At 68.9% G+C, this 22,737-nt stretch carries 22 protein-coding genes; 18 read left to right on the forward strand and 4 right to left on the reverse strand.

From position 1 onward, the window contains the following. Positions 1-52: 52 nt before the first annotated feature. Positions 53-1,390: a glutamine synthetase family protein gene (locus Q8O14_07495; protein ID MDP2360581.1), complete on the reverse strand. Its 1,338-nt coding sequence runs from the start codon at positions 1,388-1,390 to the stop codon at positions 53-55. 280 nt (positions 1,391-1,670) lie between these two features. On the opposite strand from Q8O14_07495, the gene Q8O14_07500 reads away from it, so the two are divergent. The 16 genes from Q8O14_07500 to Q8O14_07575 all read left to right on the forward strand — a co-directional run bounded on the left by Q8O14_07500 (position 1,671) and on the right by Q8O14_07575 (position 17,096). Beyond that, positions 1,671-2,084 (forward strand): DUF2089 family protein, encoded by a 414-nt coding sequence (locus tag Q8O14_07500; protein ID MDP2360582.1) that lies wholly within the window; start codon positions 1,671-1,673, stop codon positions 2,082-2,084. Positions 2,085-2,097: 13 nt separating this feature from the next. After that, positions 2,098-2,535: a hypothetical protein gene (locus Q8O14_07505; protein ID MDP2360583.1), complete on the forward strand. Its 438-nt coding sequence runs from the start codon at positions 2,098-2,100 to the stop codon at positions 2,533-2,535. A 326-nt stretch (positions 2,536-2,861) separates the two neighbouring features. Continuing rightward, positions 2,862-3,458, forward strand: coding sequence for a cytochrome c3 family protein (locus Q8O14_07510; GenBank protein MDP2360584.1), 597 nt, complete (start codon positions 2,862-2,864; stop codon positions 3,456-3,458). Positions 3,459-3,482: 24 nt separating this feature from the next. Next, positions 3,483-3,680 carry a hypothetical protein gene (locus Q8O14_07515; GenBank protein MDP2360585.1) on the forward strand — a complete coding sequence of 66 codons (198 nt, stop codon included), beginning with the start codon at positions 3,483-3,485 and terminating at the stop codon, positions 3,678-3,680. Continuing rightward, on the forward strand, positions 3,673-6,711 hold the full coding sequence (locus Q8O14_07520) for a TAT-variant-translocated molybdopterin oxidoreductase (GenBank protein MDP2360586.1): 3,039 nt from the start codon (positions 3,673-3,675) through the stop codon (positions 6,709-6,711). The genes Q8O14_07515 and Q8O14_07520 overlap by 8 nt, the downstream gene beginning before the upstream one ends. Beyond that, positions 6,701-8,083, forward strand: coding sequence for an NrfD/PsrC family molybdoenzyme membrane anchor subunit (gene nrfD / locus Q8O14_07525; protein MDP2360587.1), 1,383 nt, complete (start codon positions 6,701-6,703; stop codon positions 8,081-8,083). Before Q8O14_07520 ends, nrfD begins: the two co-directional genes overlap by 11 nt. Further along, positions 8,076-9,242 (forward strand): DUF3341 domain-containing protein, encoded by a 1,167-nt coding sequence (locus Q8O14_07530; GenBank protein MDP2360588.1) that lies wholly within the window; start codon positions 8,076-8,078, stop codon positions 9,240-9,242. The genes nrfD and Q8O14_07530 overlap by 8 nt, the downstream gene beginning before the upstream one ends. Further along, the gene (locus tag Q8O14_07535; GenBank protein ID MDP2360589.1) at positions 9,242-10,402 is read left to right on the forward strand and encodes a quinol:cytochrome C oxidoreductase; all 1,161 of its coding nucleotides are present in this window, start codon (positions 9,242-9,244) and stop codon (positions 10,400-10,402) included. Before Q8O14_07530 ends, Q8O14_07535 begins: the two co-directional genes overlap by 1 nt. A 9-nt stretch (positions 10,403-10,411) precedes the next feature. Continuing rightward, positions 10,412-11,284 carry a cytochrome c gene (locus Q8O14_07540; GenBank protein MDP2360590.1) on the forward strand — a complete coding sequence of 291 codons (873 nt, stop codon included), beginning with the start codon at positions 10,412-10,414 and terminating at the stop codon, positions 11,282-11,284. A gap of 103 nt (positions 11,285-11,387) precedes the next feature. Continuing rightward, entirely contained in the window at positions 11,388-12,281 is an 894-nt protein-coding gene (locus tag Q8O14_07545) for an SCO family protein (protein ID MDP2360591.1), read from the forward strand. Continuing rightward, positions 12,278-13,906, forward strand: a complete 1,629-nt coding sequence (gene ctaD / locus Q8O14_07550) for a cytochrome c oxidase subunit I (protein ID MDP2360592.1) — start codon at positions 12,278-12,280, stop codon at positions 13,904-13,906. The genes Q8O14_07545 and ctaD overlap by 4 nt, the downstream gene beginning before the upstream one ends. Beyond that, positions 13,903-14,544, forward strand: a complete 642-nt coding sequence (locus Q8O14_07555) for a cytochrome c oxidase subunit 3 (protein MDP2360593.1) — start codon at positions 13,903-13,905, stop codon at positions 14,542-14,544. The genes ctaD and Q8O14_07555 overlap by 4 nt, the downstream gene beginning before the upstream one ends. 10 nt (positions 14,545-14,554) lie before the next feature. Next, positions 14,555-14,881, forward strand: a complete 327-nt coding sequence (locus Q8O14_07560; protein ID MDP2360594.1) for a cytochrome C oxidase subunit IV family protein — start codon at positions 14,555-14,557, stop codon at positions 14,879-14,881. A gap of 9 nt (positions 14,882-14,890) precedes the next feature. Then, a complete protein-coding gene (gene coxB, locus Q8O14_07565) occupies positions 14,891-15,784 on the forward strand; it encodes a cytochrome c oxidase subunit II (protein MDP2360595.1) in 894 nt (297 codons plus the stop codon). A 45-nt stretch (positions 15,785-15,829) separates the two neighbouring features. Then, the gene (locus Q8O14_07570) at positions 15,830-16,180 is read left to right on the forward strand and encodes a hypothetical protein (GenBank protein MDP2360596.1); all 351 of its coding nucleotides are present in this window, start codon (positions 15,830-15,832) and stop codon (positions 16,178-16,180) included. A gap of 28 nt (positions 16,181-16,208) precedes the next feature. Beyond that, entirely contained in the window at positions 16,209-17,096 is an 888-nt protein-coding gene (locus tag Q8O14_07575; GenBank protein MDP2360597.1) for a protoheme IX farnesyltransferase, read from the forward strand. Positions 17,097-17,608: 512 nt separating this feature from the next. Here Q8O14_07575 and Q8O14_07580 read toward each other — a convergent pair. After that, the gene (locus Q8O14_07580) at positions 17,609-18,868 is read right to left on the reverse strand and encodes an SUMF1/EgtB/PvdO family nonheme iron enzyme (GenBank protein MDP2360598.1); all 1,260 of its coding nucleotides are present in this window, start codon (positions 18,866-18,868) and stop codon (positions 17,609-17,611) included. Between the two features lie 120 nt (positions 18,869-18,988). Further along, positions 18,989-19,810, reverse strand: coding sequence for a T9SS type A sorting domain-containing protein (locus tag Q8O14_07585; GenBank protein ID MDP2360599.1), 822 nt, complete (start codon positions 19,808-19,810; stop codon positions 18,989-18,991). A gap of 338 nt (positions 19,811-20,148) precedes the next feature. On the opposite strand from Q8O14_07585, the gene Q8O14_07590 reads away from it, so the two are divergent. Further along, on the forward strand, positions 20,149-21,129 hold the full coding sequence (locus Q8O14_07590) for a hypothetical protein (GenBank protein MDP2360600.1): 981 nt from the start codon (positions 20,149-20,151) through the stop codon (positions 21,127-21,129). A gap of 117 nt (positions 21,130-21,246) precedes the next feature. Further along, a complete protein-coding gene (locus Q8O14_07595) occupies positions 21,247-21,783 on the forward strand; it encodes a hypothetical protein (GenBank protein MDP2360601.1) in 537 nt (178 codons plus the stop codon). Between the two features lie 44 nt (positions 21,784-21,827). Here the strand turns inward: Q8O14_07595 and Q8O14_07600 are convergent. Beyond that, positions 21,828-22,737 (reverse strand): hypothetical protein (locus tag Q8O14_07600; GenBank protein MDP2360602.1); only part of this gene is annotated, 910 nt, incomplete at its 5' end.

The raw sequence follows: 22,737 nt of genomic DNA on the forward strand, positions 1-22,737 counted from the left end.
GCCACCGCGGCGCCCCTTCCCCCAGGGCGCGGGGGAAGGGGCGCCACTCGGCTCAATAGATGGCCAGGTAGCGGTCCAGCTCCCACTGTGTGACTTGCGTGCGGTAGGCATCCCACTCCTTGGTCTTGGCCACGAGATAGGACTGGAAGAGATCGTCGCCGAAGACGCGGCGGATGAGGCGGCTCTTCTTGTACTCGCGCACCGCCTCCCCCAGGGAGCCCGGCATGGACACCATGCGCATGCGGCGCGCCTCGGAGACGTGGAAGAGGTCCTCCTCGGCGGCGCGGGGGGCCGGCAGCTTGTTCTTGACGCCGTCCAGTCCGGCGGCCAGCATCACGGCGAAGGCGAGGTAGGGGTTGGCCGAGGGATCCGGGCAGCGCAGCTCGATGCGGGTGGCATTCTCGCGGCCGGGGCTGATGCGCGGCACGCGGATGAGGGCCGAGCGGTTCTGGCTGGCCCAGCTGACGTAGACCGGCGCCTCGTAACCCGGCACCAGGCGCTTGTAGCTGTTGACCAGCGGCGCGATGACGGCGCTCATGGCGCGGGCGTGGCTGAGCTGTCCGGCGATGAAGTGCTTGGCCAGCTCGCTCAGGCCGTGTTGGTCCTTCTTCCCGATGAAGGCGTTGCGGCCATTCTGCCAGAGGCTCTGGTTGGTGTGCATGCCGGAGCCGTTCTCGCCGTGGATGGGCTTGGGCATGAAGGTGGCGTAGAGCCCGTGCTTCTGGGCGACGGCCTTGACCGCCAGGCGCAGGGTGATGGCCTTGTCCGCCGTGGCCAGGGCCTTGTCGTACTTGAAATTGATCTCGTGCTGGCCGATGGCCACCTCGTGGTGCAGGGCCTCGATCTCCAGCCCCAGTTGCACCAGGTGGTCCACCATGTGGCGGCGCACGGTGTGGGCCAGGTCGGTGGAGACGTCGAAATAGCCGGCGCGGTCCTGGGGCAGCAGCGGGAGCAGGCTGCCGTCCGGCTGGGGCTTGAAGAGGAAGAACTCCAGTTCGGTGCCGGTGAAGTAGGTGAATCCCTCCGCCTCCGCCGCCAGGACCATGCGGCGCAGCACGCGCCGCGGGTCGCCCTCGAAGGGGGAGCCGTCGGGGTGGTGGACGTCGCAGATGACGCGGGCGGTGGGCACGTCCTCGTCCCAGGGAATCTGCACGAAGGTGGGCAGGTCGGGCACCAGCATCATGTCGCTCTCGGCGATGCGGGCAAAACCCTGGATCGAGCTGCCGTCGAACCATTGCCCGTGGTCCAGCACGTCCTGCCACATGCTGACCGGGATCCCCACGCTTTTCACAATGCCGCTGATGTCCGTGAAATGGAGATTGATGAAGCGGATGCCCGCTTTCTTGATCAGCGCCGTGACCCTCTCCACCTGTCCCTTGTCGTGGTTCATGGTGCGACCCGCCTCCTTGTAAAAGTTTTTTCACTTCTTCGTTCAACTGGAGTTCAAACCACTTGAAAAGCGATTTGAGCTAGCTGGAGCACAGATTGGCAATCATTCATGGCCATGTCAAGCGGAAGATTGTCCGACTCCTTGCGGAATAGGTCCACCTGTGAAGGCAAAGGACGAGGCAGACCTTCCATCGCCAGAAAGATTGATTTTTTTAATTCTTGCGCCAGCAAATATTGATTTTCTAAAATCCAACATTATCTTTTGTCCAAGGAGGTCGGAAATGGACAGCTGGCAACGCCTGACCCACTGGACCCAGGGCAAGGAGTTCCGCATCGAACGGGTGCGGCTACCCGGCGAGGACCTGGTCATCGAGGGCTCCTTCGAGCCCTCACCCCTGGCCCGCCTCAAGGCGGAGGACCAGGTCTTCATCGCCGCCTTCGTCCGCTCCCATGGGTCCATCAAGCAGATGGAGGAAAGCTTCGGCCTCAGCTACCCCACCATCAAGAACCGGCTCCGCCGCCTGTCGGAGGAGTTGAGCTTCCTGGACGTGCAGATCGAGCGGGAGGCGGCGCCCCCCGCCGCCGGCCGGGTGGGGCGGCTGCTGGATGGCTTGGAGCGCGGCAGCCTGAGTGTCAAGGAGATCCTCGAACAACTGGAGACCTCGGGGTCCGATCCGGAATCCCCGGTGAAGTAAAGGAGGTGTGGACATGGACGAGCGGAAGCGGATCCTGGAACTGCTGGCGGAAGGCCGCATCAATGTGGACGAGGCCGAGCGCCTGCTGGAGGCCGTCAAAGTGGAGGAGCGGGGCAACCCGGCCGTCGCCGCCGGGGCAGCGGAGACCCACAGGCAGGCCGAGAGTGGCGCTGCCAAGGCGAGGTTCCTGCGCGTCCTCGTGGTCAAGGAGGGCGGCGAGAAAGTCAATGTGCGCGTGCCGTTGAGTCTGTTGCGGGCCGGCATCAAGCTGAAGGGGCTCCTGCCGGACAGCGCCCGGGCCAAGGTGGACATCGCCATGCAAGAGAAGGGGTTGAACTTCTCCGTGGACGACCTGGACGGCAAGGCCCTTGATGAGATCGTGCAGACTCTCCAGGAGACCGGCATCGACGTGGAGGGCGACGGTGAAACCGTGCGTGTCTACTGTGAATAGGCGCCGGGTCGAGGAGTCGACCGGCTGGCCCCTCCGGAGTGCCGGGCCACGCCACGACCAGTCCCGGCCATGCTCGCGCCGCCCCCTGCCTCCCGCCCCGGCGGGAGGCGATCCCTTTCACAGGGCAAAAACCCGTCCGGAACAGCGCCCGGCGCGGCCGCCCTCCCAGTTGATCCTGCCCCGGGGCCTTGATTGATGAAAGTCATGGCCGATTCATTCCATGAGCATTATCATGTTGGCTTTCGTTTCGCGCCGCGCCGAATCTCAGCCGCCGCCCAGGCCCTCGCGTCGCCCGGGCGCCGAAAACCGAAGGCAGACAGAAGACCATGCAGGCAGTTGACCGCTTCCTTCGCGTTGGTCTGCCGTTGACGGTGGTCAGTGTGCTGATCACCGTCATTCTGGTGGGCTGGAACACCCAACCGGACCGCTATCACATGGGTTACGCCCCGGAGCAGCCCATTCCTTATTCCCACAAGGTCCATGCGGGGGACAACCAGATCCCCTGCGAGTACTGCCACAGCGGAGCCCGCGAAGGCCGCCATGCCATGGTGCCGGCCCTGGAGGCCTGTTTCAAGTGCCATGAGCTCACCCTGCCGGACAGCCCGCACATCCAGCGCCTGAAGGCGGCCCTGGAAGCGGGCGAGAGCTTCCCCTGGAAGCGGGTCCACGACCTGCCCGACCACGTCTATTTCGACCACAGCCCCCACGTCGCCCTGGGCATTGCCTGCCAGGAGTGCCACGGCCCCGTGGAGCGCATGGAGATCGTGGAACAAGTGCTCAACATGAGGATGGGCGCTTGCCTGCAATGCCATCGCGGCCAGCGCGAGTGGTCCACCCCCGTGCCGCCGCCCCGCGAAGGAATGGTGGCCGCGGCCGCGGGCCACCCCACGGGGCCCACCAACTGCAACGCCTGTCATCGTTGACCTGAACAAGACGCAGGAGGATCCGTGCTGATGGAGCGCACCAGTCGACGCGAGGCCCTGGGGACCCTGGGTGGCCTGCTGGCCGCCCTGGCCCTTGCCCCCCTGGCCGTGGCGCCGGCCTCCGCCGACCCGGTTCCGGCCATGGACCCTGCGCGGGAGGAATCCCGCGCCGGCGCGCCGGCCGTCCGTCCACCCCGCCATGCGGTGCGGCGTCATGGATAATCGACCCGCCTCCCTTGATCCGTCCCGCTTCTGGCGCCTGGCGGACGAGCGGGCCGGAGATCCGCGCGTGGCCGGCCTGGCCGCCCGCGAGTTCGTCCCGGGCAGCGCCCAGGCGCCGGAGGATCCGGCCGCCGGCATGTCCCGCCGCCGCTTCCTGGGACTGCTGGGCGCCTCGGCCGCCCTCGCCGCCGGCACGGCGGGTTGCGGCCGCGACATCGATCGAGGCAGCATCGTGCCCTACACGCGGCGTCCCGAGGACGGCCAGCCCGGGCGGGCCGTCTGGTACGCCACCTCATGGGCGGAGGGCTGCTGGGCCTTCCCGTTGCTGGTGAAGACGCGCGAGGCGCGCCCCATTCTCATCGAAGGGAACGACCGGCACGGCGACAGCCAGGGCAGCGCTCCCGTGCGCGCCCAGGCCGAACTGCTCGCCCTCTATGATCCGGAGCGGCTTCAGGGTCCGCGGCGCGAGAGCGCCGCCGTCACCTGGGAAGAAGCGGAGACGGCCCTGGCCGCCGCCCTGCGCGGCGGCCGCGCGCTGCTGGTGGTGCCGGCCGTGCTCTCACCTGCCCGCCAGGCCTTGTTGGAGCGCCTGGAACAGGCCCTTCCCGCCCTCGAGATCGTCTCCTGGGAGGCGGCCGCCCCCCACGGCGCCCTGGCCGCCTCCGCCGGGTTGAGCGGGGCGCAGCTGCTGCCCCGCCTTCACCTGGACCGGGCCCAGGTCGTGCTTGGCCTCGAGGCCGAGCTCTTCTCCGGCGAGGGCGAGGTGACGCGCCAGATCCGCGGCTTCGTGGCCGGCCGGCACTTCGAATCCCGCGAGGGGGCCTCCCCCCGGACCATGAACCGGCTGTGGGCGGCGGAGTCCCGCATGACCCTCACCGGCGGCAAGTCCGACCAGCGCCTCCCCCTGCGCGCCTCCCGTCTGGGAGCGCTGGGCTTCGCCCTGGCCCGCCGCCTGGGTGAACTGGGCCGGACCCTTCCCGCCGGCCTGCCGGCCGGTCCCTCGCTGGCGGAACTGGCCGCCGCCGAGGGCCTGGACGCCGCCCTCCTCGAGCAGTTGGCGCAGGATCTGCAACAGGCGGACCGCGCCGCCCTGGTCGTGGCCGGACACAGCGCCGACGCCGACGCCCATGCCGCCGCTTGGCTGCTCAACCACATGCTGGGCGCCGAGGGCCACACGGTCGAGCTGCGGCCCGCCGCCCTGCGGCCCCTGGCCACCCCGGCCGCCCTTGCCGCCCTGGCCGGACGCCTGGCGCGCGGCGAATACAGCGCTGCCGTGCTGTGGGAGGCCAACCCCCTCTACGACGCCCCCGGCGACTGGACCCAGGCTCTGGCCGGCGTCGATCAGCGCTTCCGGCTGGGCACTCTGCCCGATGAGAGCGCGGCCGCCTGCGCCTGGACCCTGGCCACCCACCACTGGCTGGAGAGCTGGGGCGACCTGGCGGGCGGCCTGCTGCAGCAGCCGGTGGTGGCGCCGCTCTACGACACGCGCCAGGGTGAGGACCTCTTCCTCGCCGTGCTGCGCGGCCTGGGCCAGGATGTCCCCACCTCGGCCGAGGACTGGCTGAAGTCCCGCTGGCGCGGGGAATGGACCCGCCTGAACAGCCCGCTGGCCTTCGAGGCCTTCTGGCATTCCGCCCTGCACGACGGGTTCGCCACCCAGCCCGCCGCAGTCCCGCCGCCGGCCGGACGTTGGGAGGCCCTGGCCCGCCTCGCCCCCGCCGCCGCGCCGACGGAAGGCCTGGAACTGGTGCTCCACGCCGACCGCCACCTGGGCGACGGGCGCGGAGCCAACATCGGCTGGCTGCAGGAGCTGCCGGATCCGGTCACCAAGTGCACCTGGGGCAATCCCCTCGCCCTCTCCCCCGCCGACGCCCGCCGCCTGGGCCTCCAGGACGGCGACTCGGTGCGGTTGGCGGCGGCCGGGCACGAGCTGGCCTGCACGGCGCTGGTGCAGCCCGGCCAGCGGGAGGGCACCATCGCCCTGGCGCTGGGACACGGACGCCGCGCCCTGGGCGTGGCCGAGGGGATCGGCGTCAATGCCTTCCCCCTGTTGGCGGATGGGCGTTTCATCCTGTCCGCCCGCCTGGAGCGCGCCGGCGGCAAGGGGAGCGTCCACACCACCCAGGAGCACCATCTGATGGAGGGCCGCGATCTGGTGCGCAGCCTGTCCGTGGCGGCCTACGCCGCCGGCGGGACGGGCGCCCCCGACCATGGCGGGGGCCATGACGCGACCCTGCCCACCGGCCACGACCACGGCGTGGCGATGGAGGAGCAGGCGCCCCTCTCCCTCTACCCGGACCACGAGTACAAGGGCCACAAGTGGGGCATGGTGATCGACCTGACCGCCTGCGTGGGCTGCGCCGGCTGCGTGATCGCCTGCCAGGCGGAGAACAACATCCCCGTGGTGGGGCCGGAACGCATCGACGAGGGGCGCGAGATGCACTGGCTGCGCATCGACCGCTACTACGAGGGCGGCCTCGACAACCCGGACATGGTCTTCCAGCCCATGCTCTGCCAGCACTGCGACCACGCCCCCTGCGAGAACGTCTGCCCCGTGGCGGCCACCACCCACAGCGAGGACGGTCTCAACCAGATGACCTACAACCGCTGCGTGGGCACGCGCTACTGCGCCAACAACTGCCCCTACAAGGTGCGCCACTTCAACTACTTCGACTACACGGGCGGCCTGGCCGAGGTGCTGCAGCTGGCGGCCAACCCGGAGGTGAGCATCCGCCCCCGCGGCGTGATGGAGAAGTGCACCTTCTGCGTGCAGCGCATCCAGGTGGTGAGGAGCCAGGCCCTGAGCGAGGGACGCCCCGTGGCGGACGGCGAGGTGCGGCCCGCCTGCGCCGTGGCCTGCGCCGCCGGGGCCATCACCTTCGGCGACCTCAACGGGGAGACGCTGGTGGCGCGCCGGGCCGCCTCCGATCGCCGCCACAAGGTGCTGGAGGAGCTGGGCGTGCGCCCGGCGGTGACCTACCTGGCCGAAGTCCGCAACCCGATCGCCGCGGGAGACGCCCATGAGTCCTGACGCCATCCTGGCCGAGGTCCGCCCCAAGCCAATTGTCGTGGGCGAGGTCAGCCTGGGCATGGTGGACGATGCCGTCTTCCAGCCCATGGAGCGCAAGCCGCCGCTCGCCTGGTGGGTGGCCATCGCCTTCACCACGGCCCTCATGCTGGCCGGCTTCGCCCTCATCGGCTACACCTTCTACATGGGGATCGGGGTCTGGGGCAACAACGACCCCGTCTTCTGGGGCTGGGACATCACCAACTTCGTCTTCTGGGTGGGCATCGGCCACGCCGGCACGCTGATCAGCGCCGTGCTCTTCCTCTTCCGCCAGCGCTGGCGCAACGCCATCGCGCGTCTGGCCGAGGCCATGACCATCTTCGCCGTGATGTGCGCCGGCATCTTCCCCGCCATCCACGTGGGCCGGCCCTGGCTCGCCTTCTGGCTCTTCCCCTACCCCAACCAGCGCGGCATGTGGATCAACTTCAACAGCCCGCTGGCCTGGGACGTCTTCGCCGTCAGCACCTACTTCACCGTCTCCCTCTTCTTCTGGTACGTGGGCCTCATCCCCGACCTCGCCAGCGCCCGGGACCGGGCCAAAGGAGTCGTCCAGCGGGCGGTCTACGGCGCCCTGAGCCTGGGCTGGCGCGGGGCGGCGCGGCACTGGAACCACTACGAGAAGGCCTACATGATCCTGGCCGGACTGGCCACGCCGCTGGTGCTCTCCGTGCACAGCATCGTCTCCTTCGACTTCGCCACCAGCGTCATCCCCGGCTGGCACACCACCATCTTCCCGCCCTATTTCGTGGCCGGCGCCGTCTTCAGCGGCTTCGCCATGGTGGTGACCGTCCTCGTCTTCGTGCGCCGCATCATGGGCCTCGAGCACCTCATCACCATGGACCACATGGAGGTGATGAACAAGGTGATCCTGGTGACGGGCTCGATGGTGGGCTACGCCTACGGCATGGAGTTCTTCATCGCCTGGTACGGCGGCGTGCCCTACGAGCACTTCGTGTTCATGAACCGCGCCACCGGCCCCTATGCCTGGGCCTACTGGACGATGGTCAGCTGCAACGTCATCGCGCCGCAGCTCTTCTGGTTCCGGCGCATCCGCCGCTCGCTGGCCGCCATGTTCGCCATCTCCATCGTCGTCAACATCGGCATGTGGTTCGAGCGCTTCGTCATCATCGCCACCAGCCTGCACCGGGACTACCTGCCCAGCGCCTGGGGCTACTATCGGCCCACCCTGGTGGACATGGGCATCTTTGCCGGCACCTTCGGCCTCTTCTTCACCATGATCCTGCTCTTCGCCCGCACCCTGCCCGTCATCGCCACGGCGGAGCTGAAGGCCGTGCTGCCCGGCGCCCAGCCCCGGCATGGAGGCCACCATGAGTGATCGTCCCTTCCTGGTCCTGGGCCTCTACGAGGACGCCCAGCGCCTGGTGGAGGCGGTGCGCGCCCTGCGCCCCACCTTCGGCGAGCGTCTCGAGGCCTACACGCCCTATCCCGTCCATGGACTGGAGAAGGCGCTGGGGCTGCCCAAATCCCACGTGGGGAAGATCGTCCTCGTGCTGGGCCTGGCCGGGCTGGCCATCGCCCTGGGCTTCCAGACCTGGGTCTTCACCACCGACTACCAGATCCAGTTCGGCGGCAAGCCCTACTTTTCCTGGGCCAGTTTCATCCCCATCGTCTTCGAGGTGACGGTCCTGCTCGCCTCCATCGTGGGCGCCGTGTTCGGCATGCTGGCGCTGGCCAACAAGCTGCCCCACTACTCGCACCCCATCCTCGCCAGCCGCTCCATGCCGCGCATCACGCGGGACCGCTTCGCCCTGGCCGTCAGCGTCGCCACGCCGGAAGAGGCGGCGGCGGCCGAGGCCGCCCTGCGCCAGGCGGGAGCGCCCGAGATCGAGCACGTGACCGGCAGCGACGACCTGGGCACGGGCACCCTGCTGCCGCTCAAGCCCGTCCTCGCCACCGTGCTCATTTGCGTGCTGGCCGGGATCGGCACCTGGCACCTGGTGCGGCTGTGGAACGTGATTCCCCTCATCGCCGTGATGGACGAGCAGGAGCGGGTCCAGCCCTTCCGCCCGGCCGCCTTCTTCCCCGACGGCCAGTCCATGCGGCAGCCGGTGGCGGGCACGGTGGCGCGGGGCGCCGCCCATGCCGCCTGGACCACCCCCGAGGAGGCCGGCCGCCTCCTGGCCAACCCGCTGCCGCCCTCCGCCGAGATCCTCGCCCGCGGCCGGCGCGCCTACGAGACCCATTGCCTGGTCTGCCACGGCCAGTTGGGGGACGGCGCCAAGCTCCTCTCCGACAAGTACACGGGCGCCCCGGCCAACTTCCACACGGCGCTGCTCAAGGGCGTGCCCGACGGGCACCTCTACGCGGTGATCAGCCAGGGCAAGAACACGATGGCGGGCTACGGCAAGGATATCAAGCCCGATGACCGCTGGGCGCTGGTCCACTACCTGCGCGCCCTGCAACGGGCCCTGGACGCCCCCGAGGGCGACCTGCGCCACGCCGCCAGCCAACCGGCCGAGGGAGGACAGCACTGATGGACAAGGCCAGGCTTCATCCCTTCGTCCTGGGCATGACCATCCTGGGCGCCCTGGGCGTGGCCGCCTCCTGGTTCGCCGGCGGCCTGCCACGCTTCGGCGCCAACTGGATCATCTGGTCGCTCCTGCTGCTGTCGGTGGCCCTGGGCTCCCTCTTCCTGGTGGCGCTGGAGCACCTGACCCGCGCCCAGTGGAGCATCGTGCTGCGCCGCGTGCCGGAGCGCCTGGCCGGCCTGCTGCCCGCGCTGGCCATCCTTTTCGCCATCGGCGCGGCGCTGGGCCTGGGCGGCGCCTTCGGCTGGGCCACGCCCGAGTTCCGCCAGGCCATGGTGACGGAGCACCACCAGCACAGCAAGGCCATCTGGTACGCCACACCCTTCTTCCTGGCGCGCCTGGCCGCCATCTTCGCCATCTGGCTGGTCTCCTGGCGCCTGCTGGCGGGCGGCTCGGTCAAGCAGGACGAGAGTCGCGACCCGCGCTTCAGCCTTTTCGCCAAGCGCTACAGCGCGCCCTTCATGTGGCTCTTCGCCCTCAGCGTCACCATCCTCGGGGTGGACTGGTTGATGGGCATGTCGCCGCGCTGGTTCAGCACCATGTTCGGCATCTACACCTTCGCCGGCGTCTTTCTCAGCGGCTTGGCCGCCACCACCCTGGGCATCCTGCACCTGCAGCGCCGGGGACGCCTGACGGAGGTGCGCGGCGACCACCTCTACAGCCTGGGCGGCTTCCTCTTCGCCTTCACCGTCTTCTGGGCCTACATCGCCTTCAGCCAGTTCATGCTCATCTGGTACGCCAACCTGCCCGAGGAGACCTTCTGGTTCCACGCGCGGCTGACGCAGGGCTGGTACCCGGTGACCATCCTCCTGGCCGTGGTGCGTTTCGTCATCCCCTTCTTCGCCCTCCTCTCGCGGGAGGTGAAGATGGACGCGCGCCGCCTGGCCTGGGTGGCTTGGCTCATCCTGGCCGGGCAGGCCCTCGACCTCTACTGGCTGATCTTCCCCGAGCTGGGTCTGGGCTTCGTCCTGGGTTGGCAGGAGCTGGCCTTCGCCCTCTGCTTCACCGGCCTGGGTCTGATCCTGGCGCAGCGCCGCATGGCCGTGGGGAAGGACCTGCCGGTGGGCGACCCCAATCTCGACACCAGCCTTCACTATCACTTGTAGGAAACGCCCATGGCGCACAGCGACCGCCCATCCCTGCTGCCGACCCTGGCCTGGAGCCTGGCCATCCTGCTGGCCATGGTCATCTTCTTCGGCCTGCTGGTGGGTCCGGCGCTGACCCGGCCCGCCTCCCTGGCCGGCCACGGCTACCAGCCGCCCGCCGCCCCCGCCGATCTCACCGAGTTCGCGCCGGTGCCGGGCCGGCAGGCCCCGGGGATCGATCTGGCCCGCGCCCTGGCCGGGGATCCGGAGCTGCGCGGCTGGGCCAAGGCCGAGTACGACAAGATCTGCGTCGCCTGCCACGGGCCGCAGGGCAAGGGTGACGGTCCCGCCGGCGCCGCCCTGGGCGCGCGGGACTTCTCGCAGGCGACAGGCTGGAAAAACGGCCCCGCCTTGACCGGCATCTTCGAGACGCTGACGCAGGGCCTGCCCCCCGGCATGCCCGCTTATGACACCTACGGACCCGCCCAGCGCCTGGCCCTGGCCCATGTCGTGCAGTCCTTCATGGCCTTTCCAGCGCCGGTGGCCGGGGCGGCCGAGGTGGCGGCGTTGGACGCGCGCCACAGCCTGAGCGCCGGCGTGCGCGAGCCGGCCCGCGTGCCGGTCCGCGTGGCCCTGGCCCGTCTGGCGGAGGAGGCCGTCGCGCCGACCCTGCGCCGTGAGACGCTGCCCGCCGATTTGCGCCATCTGGTGCTGGATGCGGGCCGCGCCGGGGCGACCCTGGCCGGTCTGCGCGGCCGGAGCGGCCCCGAGCTGGCCGCCGCCCTGCATGCGGGCGCGCCGGGCAACGGCTTCTCCCTTGCCCTGGGCACGCTGGGTGGAAGTGACTGGCAGCGCCTCGCCGCCGCCCTGCCGGGTGCCCTGGAGCTGGCCGCGGCACACTGACCGACAAGCGGGAGGCTGCCCGCCGCCGGATGGGCAGTCCTTTTTTGATCTTGATTGTTTGGCTTGGCTAAGTTTGTTGGAGAAAAAACAGGTGAGGAGCGCCATGCATGGGCCAACACGATCCCGCGGCCGCCTGCCCGCCGCGCTGCTGGGGTTATGCCTCGTCCTTTGGCCGGTGGCCGGATCCCTGGCGCGGGCCGGGGCGGGGGAGGCCACGGAGAGCGGGGCGGGCGAGGGGGTATTCTTCGATGAGCAGCTGGGCGGCGTCCTGCCCGGCGACATCGAGCTGGTGGACGAGGCGGGCCGCCCGGTGCGCCTGGCGGAGCTGGTGGACCGTCCCACCATCCTCACCTTCGTCTACTTCGACTGCCCGGGCATCTGCACGCCGCTCCTGAACGAGATCGCCGACGTGCTGGGCAAGACGGACCTGGACCCGCGTCAGCAGCCCTTCCAACTGCTCACGGTCAGTTTCGAGCCGCGGGACACGCCGGCGGTGGCCGCCGAGAAGCGGGCCAACTACCTGGCCCAGCTGAGCCGCCCCCTGCCCCCCGAGACCTGGCGCTTCCTGACCGGGGAGGCCGGGCAGCTCCAGCGGCTGACCAAGGCCGCCGGCTTCTCCTACAAGAAGGCCGGCTTCGAGTACGTCCATCCGGGGGGCCTCGTCCTCCTCTCGCCGGAGCGCAAGATCGTGCGCTACCTCTACGGCACGGAGTTCCTCCCCTTCGATTTAAAGATGGGCGTGATGGAGGCGGCCAAGGGCACCGTGCTGCCCACCACGGCGCGCCTGCTCACCATCTGTTTCAGCTACGACCCCCAGGGCCGCACCTACGTCTTCAGCACGATGAAAGTGGTGGGCAGCAGCATGCTGCTCACGGTGGGGCTCTTCGCCGGCTTCCTGGCCGCCACCGGCCACCGCGGCCGGCGGGGCCTGGGACGGCGCCCGGACACGACGCGCGGCACGGACAGCAGGGGACCATCCACAGGGGAGGGGGCATGAGCAGGGACACGAGCGCGGCGGCGGTGCCGCGCGGATTCTTCGGGCCGGCGGGCGGCGGAGGCAGGATCCTCACCTGGATCTTCTCCACCGACCACAAGCGGGTGGGCATCCTCTACCTTTTCTCGCTGCTGAGCTTCTTCAGCATCGGCGTGCTGCTGGGCCTCACCATCCGCCTCGAGCTGCTCATGCCGGGCCAGCAGTTCATCAGCCCGCGGGTCTACAACAGCCTCTTCACGCTGCACGGCGTGATCATGATCTTCCTCTTCATCGTGCCGGGCATCCCCGCCATCCTGGGCAACTTCATGCTGCCGCTGCAGATCGGCGCCGAGGACGTGGCCTTCCCACGGCTCAACCTGGCCAGCTGGTGGGTCTACCTGGCGGGCGCCGCCCTGGCCGTGACCAGCCTCTTCGCCGGGGGCGGCGCCGCCGACACGGGCTGGACCTTCTACGCGCCCTATTCCCTGCGCACCGGCACCAACGGCAGCCTGGCGGTGCTGGCCGCCTTTGTCCTGGGCTTCAGCAGCGTGCTGACCGGCCTCAACTTCATCACCACCATCCACCGCATGCGGGCCAAGGGCATGGGCTTCTTCAGGATGCCCCTCTTCGTGTGGAGCCTTTACGCCACCAGCTGGATCCAGGTCATCGCCACGCCGGTGGTGGGCATCACCCTGGTGCTGGTCGTGCTGGAGCGCACCCTGGGCATCGGTTTCTTCGACCCGGCGGCAGGGGGCGACCCCATCCTCTACCAGCATCTCTTCTGGATCTATTCCCACCCGGCCGTCTACATCATGATCCTGCCGGCCATGGGCGTCATCAGCGAGATCCTGCCCACCTTCGCCCGCCGCACCATCTTCGGCTACCGGGCCATCGCCCTCAGCTCCATGGCCATCGCCGCCGTGGGCTACCTGGTGTGGGGGCACCACATGTTCACCACCGGCATGAGCGACACCAGCCGCGTCGTCTTCAGCCTGATGACCTTCCTGGTGGCCATCCCCACCGGCATCAAGATCTTCAACTGGGTGGCCACCCTCTACAAGGGCAGCATCAGCTTGGACAGCCCCATGCTCTATGCCATGGCCTTCATCTTCCTCTTCAGCATCGGCGGCCTGACCGGCCTCGTCAACGGCGCCCTCTCCACCGACATCCACGTCCACGACACCTACTTCGTCGTGGGCCACTTCCACTACGTGATGTTCGGCGGCACGGGCATCGCCCTCTTCGCCGCCCTGCACTACTGGCTGCCCAAGATGTTCGGGCGGATGGTGCACGAAGGCCGCGCCAAGACGGCCTTCTGGCTGATCCTGGCCGGCTTCAACCTGCTCTACTTCCCCATGCTGGTGCTGGGCATGATGGGCATGCCGCGCCGCTACCACGACTACCTGCCCGGCTTCCACCTGCCCCACGCCATCTCCAGCGTGGGATCCTGGGTGCTGGCCAGCGGCCTCCTCCTCATGTTCTGGAACCTGTGGCACAGCGCGCGCCGGGGCGCGCCGGCGGGGGACAACCCCTGGGGCGGCACCACCTTGGAGTGGCACACGAGCAGCCCGCCGCCCACCCTCAACTTCGACGGCCCCGTCGAGGTGACGACGGAACCCTACGACCACACGACGGGGAGGACGGCATGAGGCAGGCCGCCACCACCGCCGCGGCGGCGACCGTCGCCGCCCACGCCCCGCACAAAGACTACGAGGGCGCCAAGACGGGGATGTGGATCTTCCTCTTCACGGAGCTGCTCCTCTTCGGCGGCCTCTTCCTCATCTACGCCGTCTATCGCACCCTCTACACCCACGATTTCCACCTGGCCGCCATGGAACTCAACGTGCCGCTGGGGGTGACCAACACCTTCGTCCTGCTCACCAGCAGCCTGACCATGGTGCTGGCCGTGACGGCCCTGCAGAAGGGGGACCGCGCCTCCGCGCTCAACAGCCTCTTCTGGACCATCTTCCTGGCGGGCGTCTTCCTCGTCATCAAGTTCTTCGAGTGGAGCGCCAAGTTCGTCCACGGCCTCAATCCGGGCGCCGAGCACCTGAAGTCCCTGCCCGCCGGCGAGGGCCTCTTCTACGGCCTCTACTTCGTGATGACCGGCCTCCACGGCTTCCACGTGGTGGTGGGCATGGTCCTGCTCACCGTCATCGCCCTGCAGGTGAAGAGCGGGCGCATCCACCAGGGGGACTTCGTGAAGCTGGAGAACGCCGGCCTCTACTGGCACCTGGTGGACCTCGTCTGGATCTTCCTGCTGCCGCTCTTCTACCTGACGAACTGAGGAGGACGCCATGCCCGACCACGCGCACGACCAGGCCGGCGCCCATGACGATGGCCGCGTCGCCACCCACGCGCCCCAGCCCTACTCGACCTTCATCGGGATCTGGGCGGCGCTGATGCTCCTCACCTGCGTCACGGTGACGGCCTCCATCCACTGGCCCGGCGCCGTGGGCACGGCTGTGGCCATGATGGTGACGCCCATCAAGGCGGCCCTCGTGCTCCTCTACTTCATGCACCTGAAGTGGGAGCCGCCCGTCTTCAAGATCATGTTCCTGGCCGCCGTGGCCCTGATGGCGGTCTTCATGGGCCTGAGTTTCTTCGACTACCTCTACCGCTAGGAGCCCGTCATGCAGGGAGCCTCAAGCTATTCCGGCATCGTCGACCAGGCCTTCTGGTACATCCTGGGCATCTCGGCCTTGCTGCTGGTGGGCATCACCGCGGTGATGATCTGGTTCGCCGTGCGCTACAGCCGCAAGCGCAACCCCCATCCGGCGCAGATCCACGGCAGCGTCCTGCTGGAGACGCTCTGGACGGTGATCCCCACCCTCCTCGTCCTCAGCATGTTCTGGTACGGCTGGACCGGTTTCAAGGTGATGCGCAAGATCCCGGCGGACGCCATGCCCGTCAAGGTGACGGCCCGCATGTGGAGCTGGAGTTTCGAGTACGAGGACGGCCGCCGTTCCAGCGAACTGGTGGTGCCCCAGGGCCGCCCCGTGCGCCTCGAGATCGAGAGCCGCGACGTGCTGCACAGCTTCTTCGTGCCCGCTTTCCGCCTGAAGGAGGACGCCGTCCCCGGCCGCACCAACAAGGCCTGGTTCCAGGCCGACCGGGTCGGCGCCTACGACCTCTTCTGCGCCGAGTACTGCGGCGACCAGCATGCCCGCATGCTGAGCAAGGTCCATGTCCTGCCCGAGGCCGAGTTCGCGGTCTGGCGGGCCAATCCGCCCGCCCTGCTGCGCGGACCGGACCTGCTGGCCGCCAAGGGCTGCGTCACCTGCCACAGTCTGGACGGCAGCCGCCTGATCGGCCCCTCCTTCAAGGGCCTGCCCGGCCGTCGCACCCGCGTGACCAGCGGCGGGGCGGACCGCGAGATCACGGCGGACGAGGCCTACCTGCGACGCTCCATCCTGGAGCCCAGGGCGGACCTGGTCAAGGGCTACGATCCGGTCATGCCCGAGCAGCGGGACCTGCTGACCGACGAGGAGCTGGACGAGATCATCGCGACGCTGCTGGGCCTGTAGCGCAGGCCAGCCACAGAAGTTGGCCCACGTGGGAGGAGCCCGACCATGATCCATCCGGACACGGACGAAGGCCGCATCTCCATCGCCGTCTATCGGCCCAAGCCCGGCCGCGAGGCCGAGCTGCTCCGGGTCGTCGCCGGGCACCTGCCCCTCCTGCGCGCCGAGGGGCTGGCCACGGCGCGGGAGGCCATCGTCATGCAGGCCGCCGACGGCACCATCCTTGAGGTCTTCGAGTGGGTCTCCGCTGCCGCCATCGATGAGGCGCACCACAATCCGCTCGTGATGGCCCATTGGGAGCGCCTCGGCGAGGCCAGTGACCACCTTCCGCTCAAGGATCTGGCCGAGGCCGTGTCGCTCTTCGCGGGCTTCCGCCCGCTCCCGGCGGGAGCGACATGATGGCCCGGACGCCAGGCGGGGGACGGCGATGAAAGCCCTCTTCGAGTTGATGAAGGTGAAGATCACGGTGGCCGTGACCTTCACCACCGCCGTGGGATACGTACTGGCCCGGGGCTCCTTCGACCCGGGCATCATCCTCACCCTCCTCGGGCTCTTTCTGCAGGCCGGCGGGGCGGCCGCGCTCAACCACGTGCAGGAGGCGGACATCGACGGCCGGGTGTCGCGCACGGCGGGACGGCCCATTCCCGCGGGACGGGTGACGCGGGCGCGGGCCACGGTCCTGGCGGCGGGCTTGTTGGCGCTGGGCAGCTTCCTGCTCTGGCTCCAGGGCGGCTGGGCGCCCATGGCCATCGGCCTGGCCACCGCCCTGCTCTACAACGGGGTCTACACCCCGCTGAAGCGGATCACGCCCTTCGCCGTGCTGCCGGGCAGCCTCATCGGCGCCCTGCCGCCCCTGGCCGGCTGGGCGGCCGGCGGCGGACACCTGCAGGATCTCACCATCCACCAGGTGGCCTTCTTTTTCTTCATCTGGCAGGTGCCGCACTTCTGGCTGCTCCTGCTCTTCCACGAGGGCCACTACCGGGCCAACGGCCTGCCCAGCCTTTTCGACCGCTTCGAGCGGCGCCAGATCCTGCGCCTCACCTTCGCCTGGACGGCCGCCACCGCCATCGCCGGCCTGCTCATGCCCCTCTTCCGCGCCGTGCGCCACGACCTGACCGGTTGGCTGATCGCCCTCTGCGCGGCGGCTCTCATCGTGCTGGCGGCGCGCTGGCTGCGGGCGGGCTTCCGCCCCGTGACCCAACAGGAAGCGTCCACCGGGGAGGTCGGCGACCGCGCCTTCATCCGCTGCTTCATGGCGATCAACAGCTATGCGCTCTTCGTCATGGTGGCGCTCATTGTGGATCGGGTGCTGTAGCGCAGGCGGGGAGGAGTCGCGTCGGATCTGGTTGACACCCGTCCGGACGACGGGGGAGCCATGGCCTGTCGAGGACAGCTGGATGGACAGGTGTCGGACGAAGGGTCGGACGACGTGGAAGAAGCTGCCCTGCCTCAATTCTCTGCATGTCAGCAAGTCCAGCCACTGCGACGCCCGGCCTGCCTCACGAGCGCTGGATGACCCAAGCACGCCACAGATGGTCTCGGCCCCCCGCAAGACTGGCCAGGAGCGAATGGACAGGTCGGGCCATGTGTCAGGAAGATGATGGCCAGCTATCCATGTGGGCGAACAGGTGTCCGACCCATGGTCGGACACCTGGGCAGCTTCTGCCCGTCCCGGCGCTCCCGCCTTCCGTCGAGCCTGGACACCGGATGATCCTGGAGCCGGCGCCGGATCCTGTGTTCCACTGGCCGGACATGACCGGATGCGGGCAGCCTGCTTGATTAAGGCGCCTCGCTGTCCCTTGCGCGGCTTGACACGCCCCGTGGCGGTCAGGGCGCCGTGCGGCAGAGGCGGAAGCCCATGTTGGAGTAGAGCTGGCCCGGACTTGCCCCATAGCGGTTGTAGCTGTAGATGCCCCCTGGCTGCTCATCCCAGCCGCCGCCGCGGAAGAGGCGCGTGCTGCCCGTGGCGGGACCCACTGGATCCGTCTGCGACACGGGGGTGAACTGCCACCAGTCGTTGCACCACTCGTGGACATTGCCTGACAAGTCCAGCAGGCCCAGGGCCGAGGCGCCGTCGGGGAGGCTGCCCGCCGGCATGGTCCAGCCCACGCAGCGGTGCAGGTTGGGCAAGCCCGCGTAGTTGGCCTTCGCGCAACTGGGCGAGCTGTCGCCCCAGGGATAGCGCCGCATGTCGTTGGGATAGCGGGCGGCCAACTCCCACTCGGCGTCGGTGGGCAGGCGGTAGCCTTCGGCCAGGTAGGGGTTGTCGGGGCTGGGGATCTGGCTCCACTGGCCATTGTAGTAGGGCGGCAGGCCGTCCATCTGGCTGCGCCAGTCGCAGTAGCAGGCCGCGCCAAACCAGGACACCCACTTCACCGGATGGCCCGCCGGGTCGTAGCCGGCCGGATAGGCGTGGCCCGGCCCCCAACTGCAGGGCGTGGCGCAGCCGCCGCCCGAGATGTGGGTTCCGGCATGCAGATAGAACTGCTGGCTGTTCGCGTCGAAGCGGATCTCATGCCAGTCGGCGCCGCTCTGATTGATGCGCAGCAGGTTCTGGCCATGTTGGCGGACATGGTCCCCGACAATGGAGAGCAGGCCCTGGTCCCAAGCCCACTGGAGGGCCTCCAGGTATTGCTGATTGGTCACCGCCGTCCGCCCCAGCAGGAAATCCCGCGTGATGACCATGTCCACCCAGAATTGGGGCGTGCTGGGGTTGCCCATGGTGATCACACCAGCAGGGATCAGCAACAGATCAAGCGGGCTCCCCGCCGCGCAGCTCCGGGCCAGCACCCGGTAGTAGCCGGCCTCCCCCGCCAGCGCCAGGTCCAGCTCCGTGGCGCTGGTCGTGGTGATCCAGGTGGCCTCCTCCGGCTCGAACCTGGCCGAGCTGGAGCCGTGCAGCGCGTACTCCACGCAGGCGAGGGGCTGGCCATCCACGTCCTGGGCGACCGGGGACCACAAAAAGCGCAGCGTCCCCGCGTCCACCAGCTGGATTTGCAGATCGTCTACGGGCAGCGGCATGACGGCGGGGAGTCGAAGCGCTCCGGCCAACAGCAGGCCCAGAGGCACAAGGCGCTTCATCAGCATGGCATTTCCTTGAGTTTGGATCGCGCGCCGTCGAGTCGTGAGGGCGCGGACCAGGGGTTATGAGCCGAACAAACCCCCGGCCGCGGGGCCGGGGGCTCGAGGTTTCGGATCAACCCGCGCTTACTTGACCAACACCATCTTCTTGGTGGTGCTGACCGCGCCGGCCTGCAGCGTGTAGAAGTACACGCCCGTGCCCAGCTCGCTGGCGTCGAAGCTGACGACGTGCTCGCCACGCTCGGTCAGGCCGTTGACCAGGGTGGCCACTTCGCGGCCCGTCAGGTCATAGACCCTGAGGCTGGCCTCGCCCGTCTCGGGCAGGCTGAAGCCGATGGAGGTCGTCGGGTTGAAGGGATTCGGGTAGTTCTGACCCAGGGCGAAGCCGGCGGGCAGCTCATCGGCGCCCACCGTGCCGCCATCGCCTTCGCAATTGATGCAGACAGTGAAGGGTCCCGGATCCACGAACTCGCAAGTGGCCGGATCGAAGGACGAGAAAGAATAGACCGTCAGCACGTAGGCGCCGGCGGGCAGACAATCGGGCGGGGTCGTGCCATCATTGGAAAAGGAATAGGCCTGGGTCATCACGTCCGGGGCCCACGAGCCGCAATCCCGCGGACAGAAGGGCGGATCGTCATAACCGACAAGGGAGATGCCGGGGCCGACGAGGCTGGTGAAATAGGTGTCCGTCTCGTCGGACAGGCAGGAGTTGATCTCCCAGTCGCAGCAATCCTCGGTCAGCACAAAGGTGATGTCGATGTACTCACCAGCGGCGATGAGGCCGCTCACGCAGAAGCTGCGGTCGGCGGCGCTCAGCTCGATGCTCTGGCTGGGGACGGCGAGGCCGGCGGCCACCTGGGCCTGGACCAGCTCACGCTCGGCCGGGGAGGCGGCCATCACCGGGGCGGCGAGAGCCGCGCCGAGACAGAGGTACAGGGACTTGTTCATGGGTCTTTCCTTCCGTTAAGCTGTGTTAAGAATGTTTCGCAGGAATTCCTGCAGGGCGAGGCAGCTGTTGGCAACTCTCATGCCAATGCATCTTTCTTTGTTTTGCCAAAGAAAGCAAAGCCAGCAAGCTTGTCATGAGTTTGACTCGTGTTCATTTCCGGGCAACGCAGCCCATTATTGAACAGTTTCCGCTGGTTTCCGCACCTGCCGCCCATCAGCACCGTCTGTTTCGATTTGGGCAGGTCATGGTCCCCCGGAGGACGCGGCGCCCTGCGCCCCATCGCGCCCCCTTGCCTACATTGCCTGCCCAATCGCCTGCTGAGAGGAGGAGGCCGCCCGTGAGCAAGCTGCTGCGCCAGGGTCTCATCGTCCTGGCGGCCCTGTCGCTGGCTGTGGTTCTGGCGCTGGCCGCCTTGCGCTGGGTGTTGGGCCGGACGCCGCTGGACGCTCCGCCGCGGGAGCTGCGGGTGGTGGCGCAGCGCAGTTCCCTGGTGGACACTCCTGGTGGACCGCGCCAATTCCGGGACCTGGTGCTGCTCCGCGGGGGAGATCGGCGCCCGCCTCGCCTGGCGGACACGATCCACGTCTCCCTCAGCCTGCCCGCGGAGTGGGACGGTCGTCCGCTCCCCGCCATCGTGCTGATGGGGGGCGTGGCGGCCGGACAGCGCAGTCTGCGCTATCTGGATCACCATGGGGCCAATGCCATTCTCGCCTACGAGTACCCCTATGACCAGCGGGAGGCGACCAGCCGTCGCTGGTACCACGGCCACACCCTGTCCCAGATGCCGGAGATCCGCCGCTCCGTCCTCGCCGTGCCGGCCCAGGTGCGTGACTTGCTGACCTGGACGGGGAGCCAGCCCTGGGCCGACCCGGAGCGCACCGTCCTGCTCGGCTTCAGTTTCGGCGCCCTCTTCGCCCCCGCCGTGCAGCAGGTCCTGCAGCGTCACGACCTGACCCCCGCGGCGACGGTGCTGGCCTACGGCGGCGTCGACCTGGGCCTCCTGTTACGCCACAACCTGCGCAAGGTGCCGCCCTGGAGCCGACCGATGCTGGCCTGGACGGTGGAGAGCCTCATCCGCCCGGTGGAGCCCGCCCGCCACCTGCCCGGCCTGAGTGGCGAGTTCCTGGCCATCAACGGCCGCCACGACGAGCAGATCCCCCTCGCCTGCGCCACGCGCCTGCACGCCGGCCTGCCCCCCGGCGCGGAGATCGTCCTGCTCGACGCCGGCCACCTGCACCCCCGCCGCCTGGAGCTGATGCGGCAGGTGGCAACCCTGGCGGCCGACTGGCTGGTGGAACGGGGCGTGGCGGAGCCATGAATCCGCGCTTGCCGCGGCCAGGGAGACAGTCGATGAGGCCGCAGCCGTGCAGCCCCGCACCACCGTCCGCCCAGGCGCTTGGGATTGGTAGCTTGTCCGCGCAACCAGGAGGAACACATGATCGACGCCTACACCGCCTGGGTCCGGGAATTCCCCTATTCCAGCGCCTCCCTGCAGTTCGCCCTGCTGGGGACTCTGGGGGAACTCATCCCCTGGTGGCTGAGGAGCGGCAAGGCCCTGCCCTGCACCAAGTCCCAGTTGTTGGGCAAGGTGGTCGGCTGGGCCCTGATGGGCCTCCTCATCAAGTTCGGCTTTCTCATGATGAAGGGCGCGGCGGCGGCGGTGATCGAGCACGGCCTGCTGCCCGCGGCCTTCCTCCAGGGCCTGGGCTGGGCCTTGCTCGTCTCCGTCCTCACCAACTGCTTCTTCGGGCCGCAGATGATGTTCTTCCACCGCCTCTGCGACAACATCATCCTGCGCCAGCGCCACTGGACGGGCCTCGAAAAGGCCTGGTGGACCCTCATCTGGTTCTGGATCCCCGCCCACACCCTCACCTTCCTCCTGCCCGATGATTTCCAGATCGGGCTGGCGGCCTTGTGGAGCGTGGTGCTGGGAGTGATTCTGGGCGCCACCACCCACAAGGGGCAGCGCTGATAGCTGGTGAGACAGGGGGGGCCGTCCGGGGACACCGACGGCGATCAGTGGCGGGGCGCCAGATCCTCCGGCACCAGTTGCAGGTCCGCCGGATCCTGACCCTGGTTGAGCAGCACCTGGCCCGCGATGAGGAGATGGTCGAGCTCTCCGCCCGCCCCGATGATGCGGCTCTCCCCCAGACTCAGGGCAAACTCGCCCAGGCTTTGCGCCACGAAGGCCAGCCGGCAGGCCAGGCCGCTGGGGAAGTCCAGGCCGCGCCCATCCCCCGTTCGCCCCACGTCCACACGCGCCTGCTGCAGGCCGGCCTCCACCACCTCGACCGCCACCGGACGCCCATCCTCCCCCAGTTCGGGACCGGCCTGGGCGTCAACCAGGCGCAGCGCCCCGGCGGGCCAGCCCGGTCGCAGGCTGAGGCCGGCCACGGCCAGGCCGCCGTTGAGGTAGACATCGACCATCAGCGTGTCGCCCAGGCTCAGGCTGGACCGGCCGGCGACGGGAATCAGCTCGGCCACCGGTTCCAGCCCGCTCAGCAGCAGGGACCATGATTGCGCGGTCGGCAGGGAGGCGGCGGGCTGGATGAAGAGGAAGCAGTCTCGTCCGGATTCGATGTCGCCGTCCAGGCGCTCCACAATGTCCCGGTTGTTGCCTGCAGCCTGGGCAGGGGCGTCGGGAAGCTGGGGATCCAACGACCAGGCGCGTAGATAGGGGCCGCTGGTGAACATGCCGGTGAGGTTCAGGTCATGGATCAGTCTGGCGCTGGGATTGTCCAGGGCCGGGGCCAGCACCGTCGCCGGCGGATCGACCCAGCAAAGGGTGGCCCGTGCCGGTCCACCGATGGCCCGCGTGCGGATCAGCCGACCGGCGCCGCCGGGTCCCAGCTCCCCCTCGACGATGCGTCGGCGGCTCAGGTTGTCCGCGGCCACCAGGTCGGCGGCGGCGCGGGCGTTGACCAAG

This window comes from bacterium (assembly GCA_030685015.1).
Lineage (GTDB): Bacteria > CAIWAD01 > CAIWAD01 > CAIWAD01 > CAIWAD01 > CAIWAD01.

What these genes read in the sequence shown, in the direction of transcription:
- Q8O14_07500 (MDP2360582.1), top strand. Translation starts at nt 1,671, where the DNA reads ATGGACAGCTGGCAACGCCTGACCCACTGGACCCAGGGCAAGGAGTTC.
- Q8O14_07580 (MDP2360598.1), bottom strand. Translation starts at nt 18,868, where the DNA reads ATGCTGATGAAGCGCCTTGTGCCTCTGGGCCTGCTGTTGGCCGGAGCG.
- Q8O14_07575 (MDP2360597.1), top strand. Translation starts at nt 16,209, where the DNA reads ATGAAAGCCCTCTTCGAGTTGATGAAGGTGAAGATCACGGTGGCCGTG.
- Q8O14_07595 (MDP2360601.1), top strand. Translation starts at nt 21,247, where the DNA reads ATGATCGACGCCTACACCGCCTGGGTCCGGGAATTCCCCTATTCCAGC.
- Q8O14_07495 (MDP2360581.1), bottom strand. Translation starts at nt 1,390, where the DNA reads ATGAACCACGACAAGGGACAGGTGGAGAGGGTCACGGCGCTGATCAAG.
- Q8O14_07535 (MDP2360589.1), top strand. Translation starts at nt 9,242, where the DNA reads ATGGACAAGGCCAGGCTTCATCCCTTCGTCCTGGGCATGACCATCCTG.
- Q8O14_07555 (MDP2360593.1), top strand. Translation starts at nt 13,903, where the DNA reads ATGAGGCAGGCCGCCACCACCGCCGCGGCGGCGACCGTCGCCGCCCAC.
- Q8O14_07545 (MDP2360591.1), top strand. Translation starts at nt 11,388, where the DNA reads ATGCATGGGCCAACACGATCCCGCGGCCGCCTGCCCGCCGCGCTGCTG.
- Q8O14_07510 (MDP2360584.1), top strand. Translation starts at nt 2,862, where the DNA reads ATGCAGGCAGTTGACCGCTTCCTTCGCGTTGGTCTGCCGTTGACGGTG.
- Q8O14_07585 (MDP2360599.1), bottom strand. Translation starts at nt 19,810, where the DNA reads ATGAACAAGTCCCTGTACCTCTGTCTCGGCGCGGCTCTCGCCGCCCCG.
- Q8O14_07570 (MDP2360596.1), top strand. Translation starts at nt 15,830, where the DNA reads ATGATCCATCCGGACACGGACGAAGGCCGCATCTCCATCGCCGTCTAT.
- Q8O14_07530 (MDP2360588.1), top strand. Translation starts at nt 8,076, where the DNA reads ATGAGTGATCGTCCCTTCCTGGTCCTGGGCCTCTACGAGGACGCCCAG.
- coxB (MDP2360595.1), top strand. Translation starts at nt 14,891, where the DNA reads ATGCAGGGAGCCTCAAGCTATTCCGGCATCGTCGACCAGGCCTTCTGG.
- nrfD (MDP2360587.1), top strand. Translation starts at nt 6,701, where the DNA reads ATGAGTCCTGACGCCATCCTGGCCGAGGTCCGCCCCAAGCCAATTGTC.
- Q8O14_07560 (MDP2360594.1), top strand. Translation starts at nt 14,555, where the DNA reads ATGCCCGACCACGCGCACGACCAGGCCGGCGCCCATGACGATGGCCGC.
- Q8O14_07505 (MDP2360583.1), top strand. Translation starts at nt 2,098, where the DNA reads ATGGACGAGCGGAAGCGGATCCTGGAACTGCTGGCGGAAGGCCGCATC.
- Q8O14_07540 (MDP2360590.1), top strand. Translation starts at nt 10,412, where the DNA reads ATGGCGCACAGCGACCGCCCATCCCTGCTGCCGACCCTGGCCTGGAGC.
- ctaD (MDP2360592.1), top strand. Translation starts at nt 12,278, where the DNA reads ATGAGCAGGGACACGAGCGCGGCGGCGGTGCCGCGCGGATTCTTCGGG.
- Q8O14_07520 (MDP2360586.1), top strand. Translation starts at nt 3,673, where the DNA reads ATGGATAATCGACCCGCCTCCCTTGATCCGTCCCGCTTCTGGCGCCTG.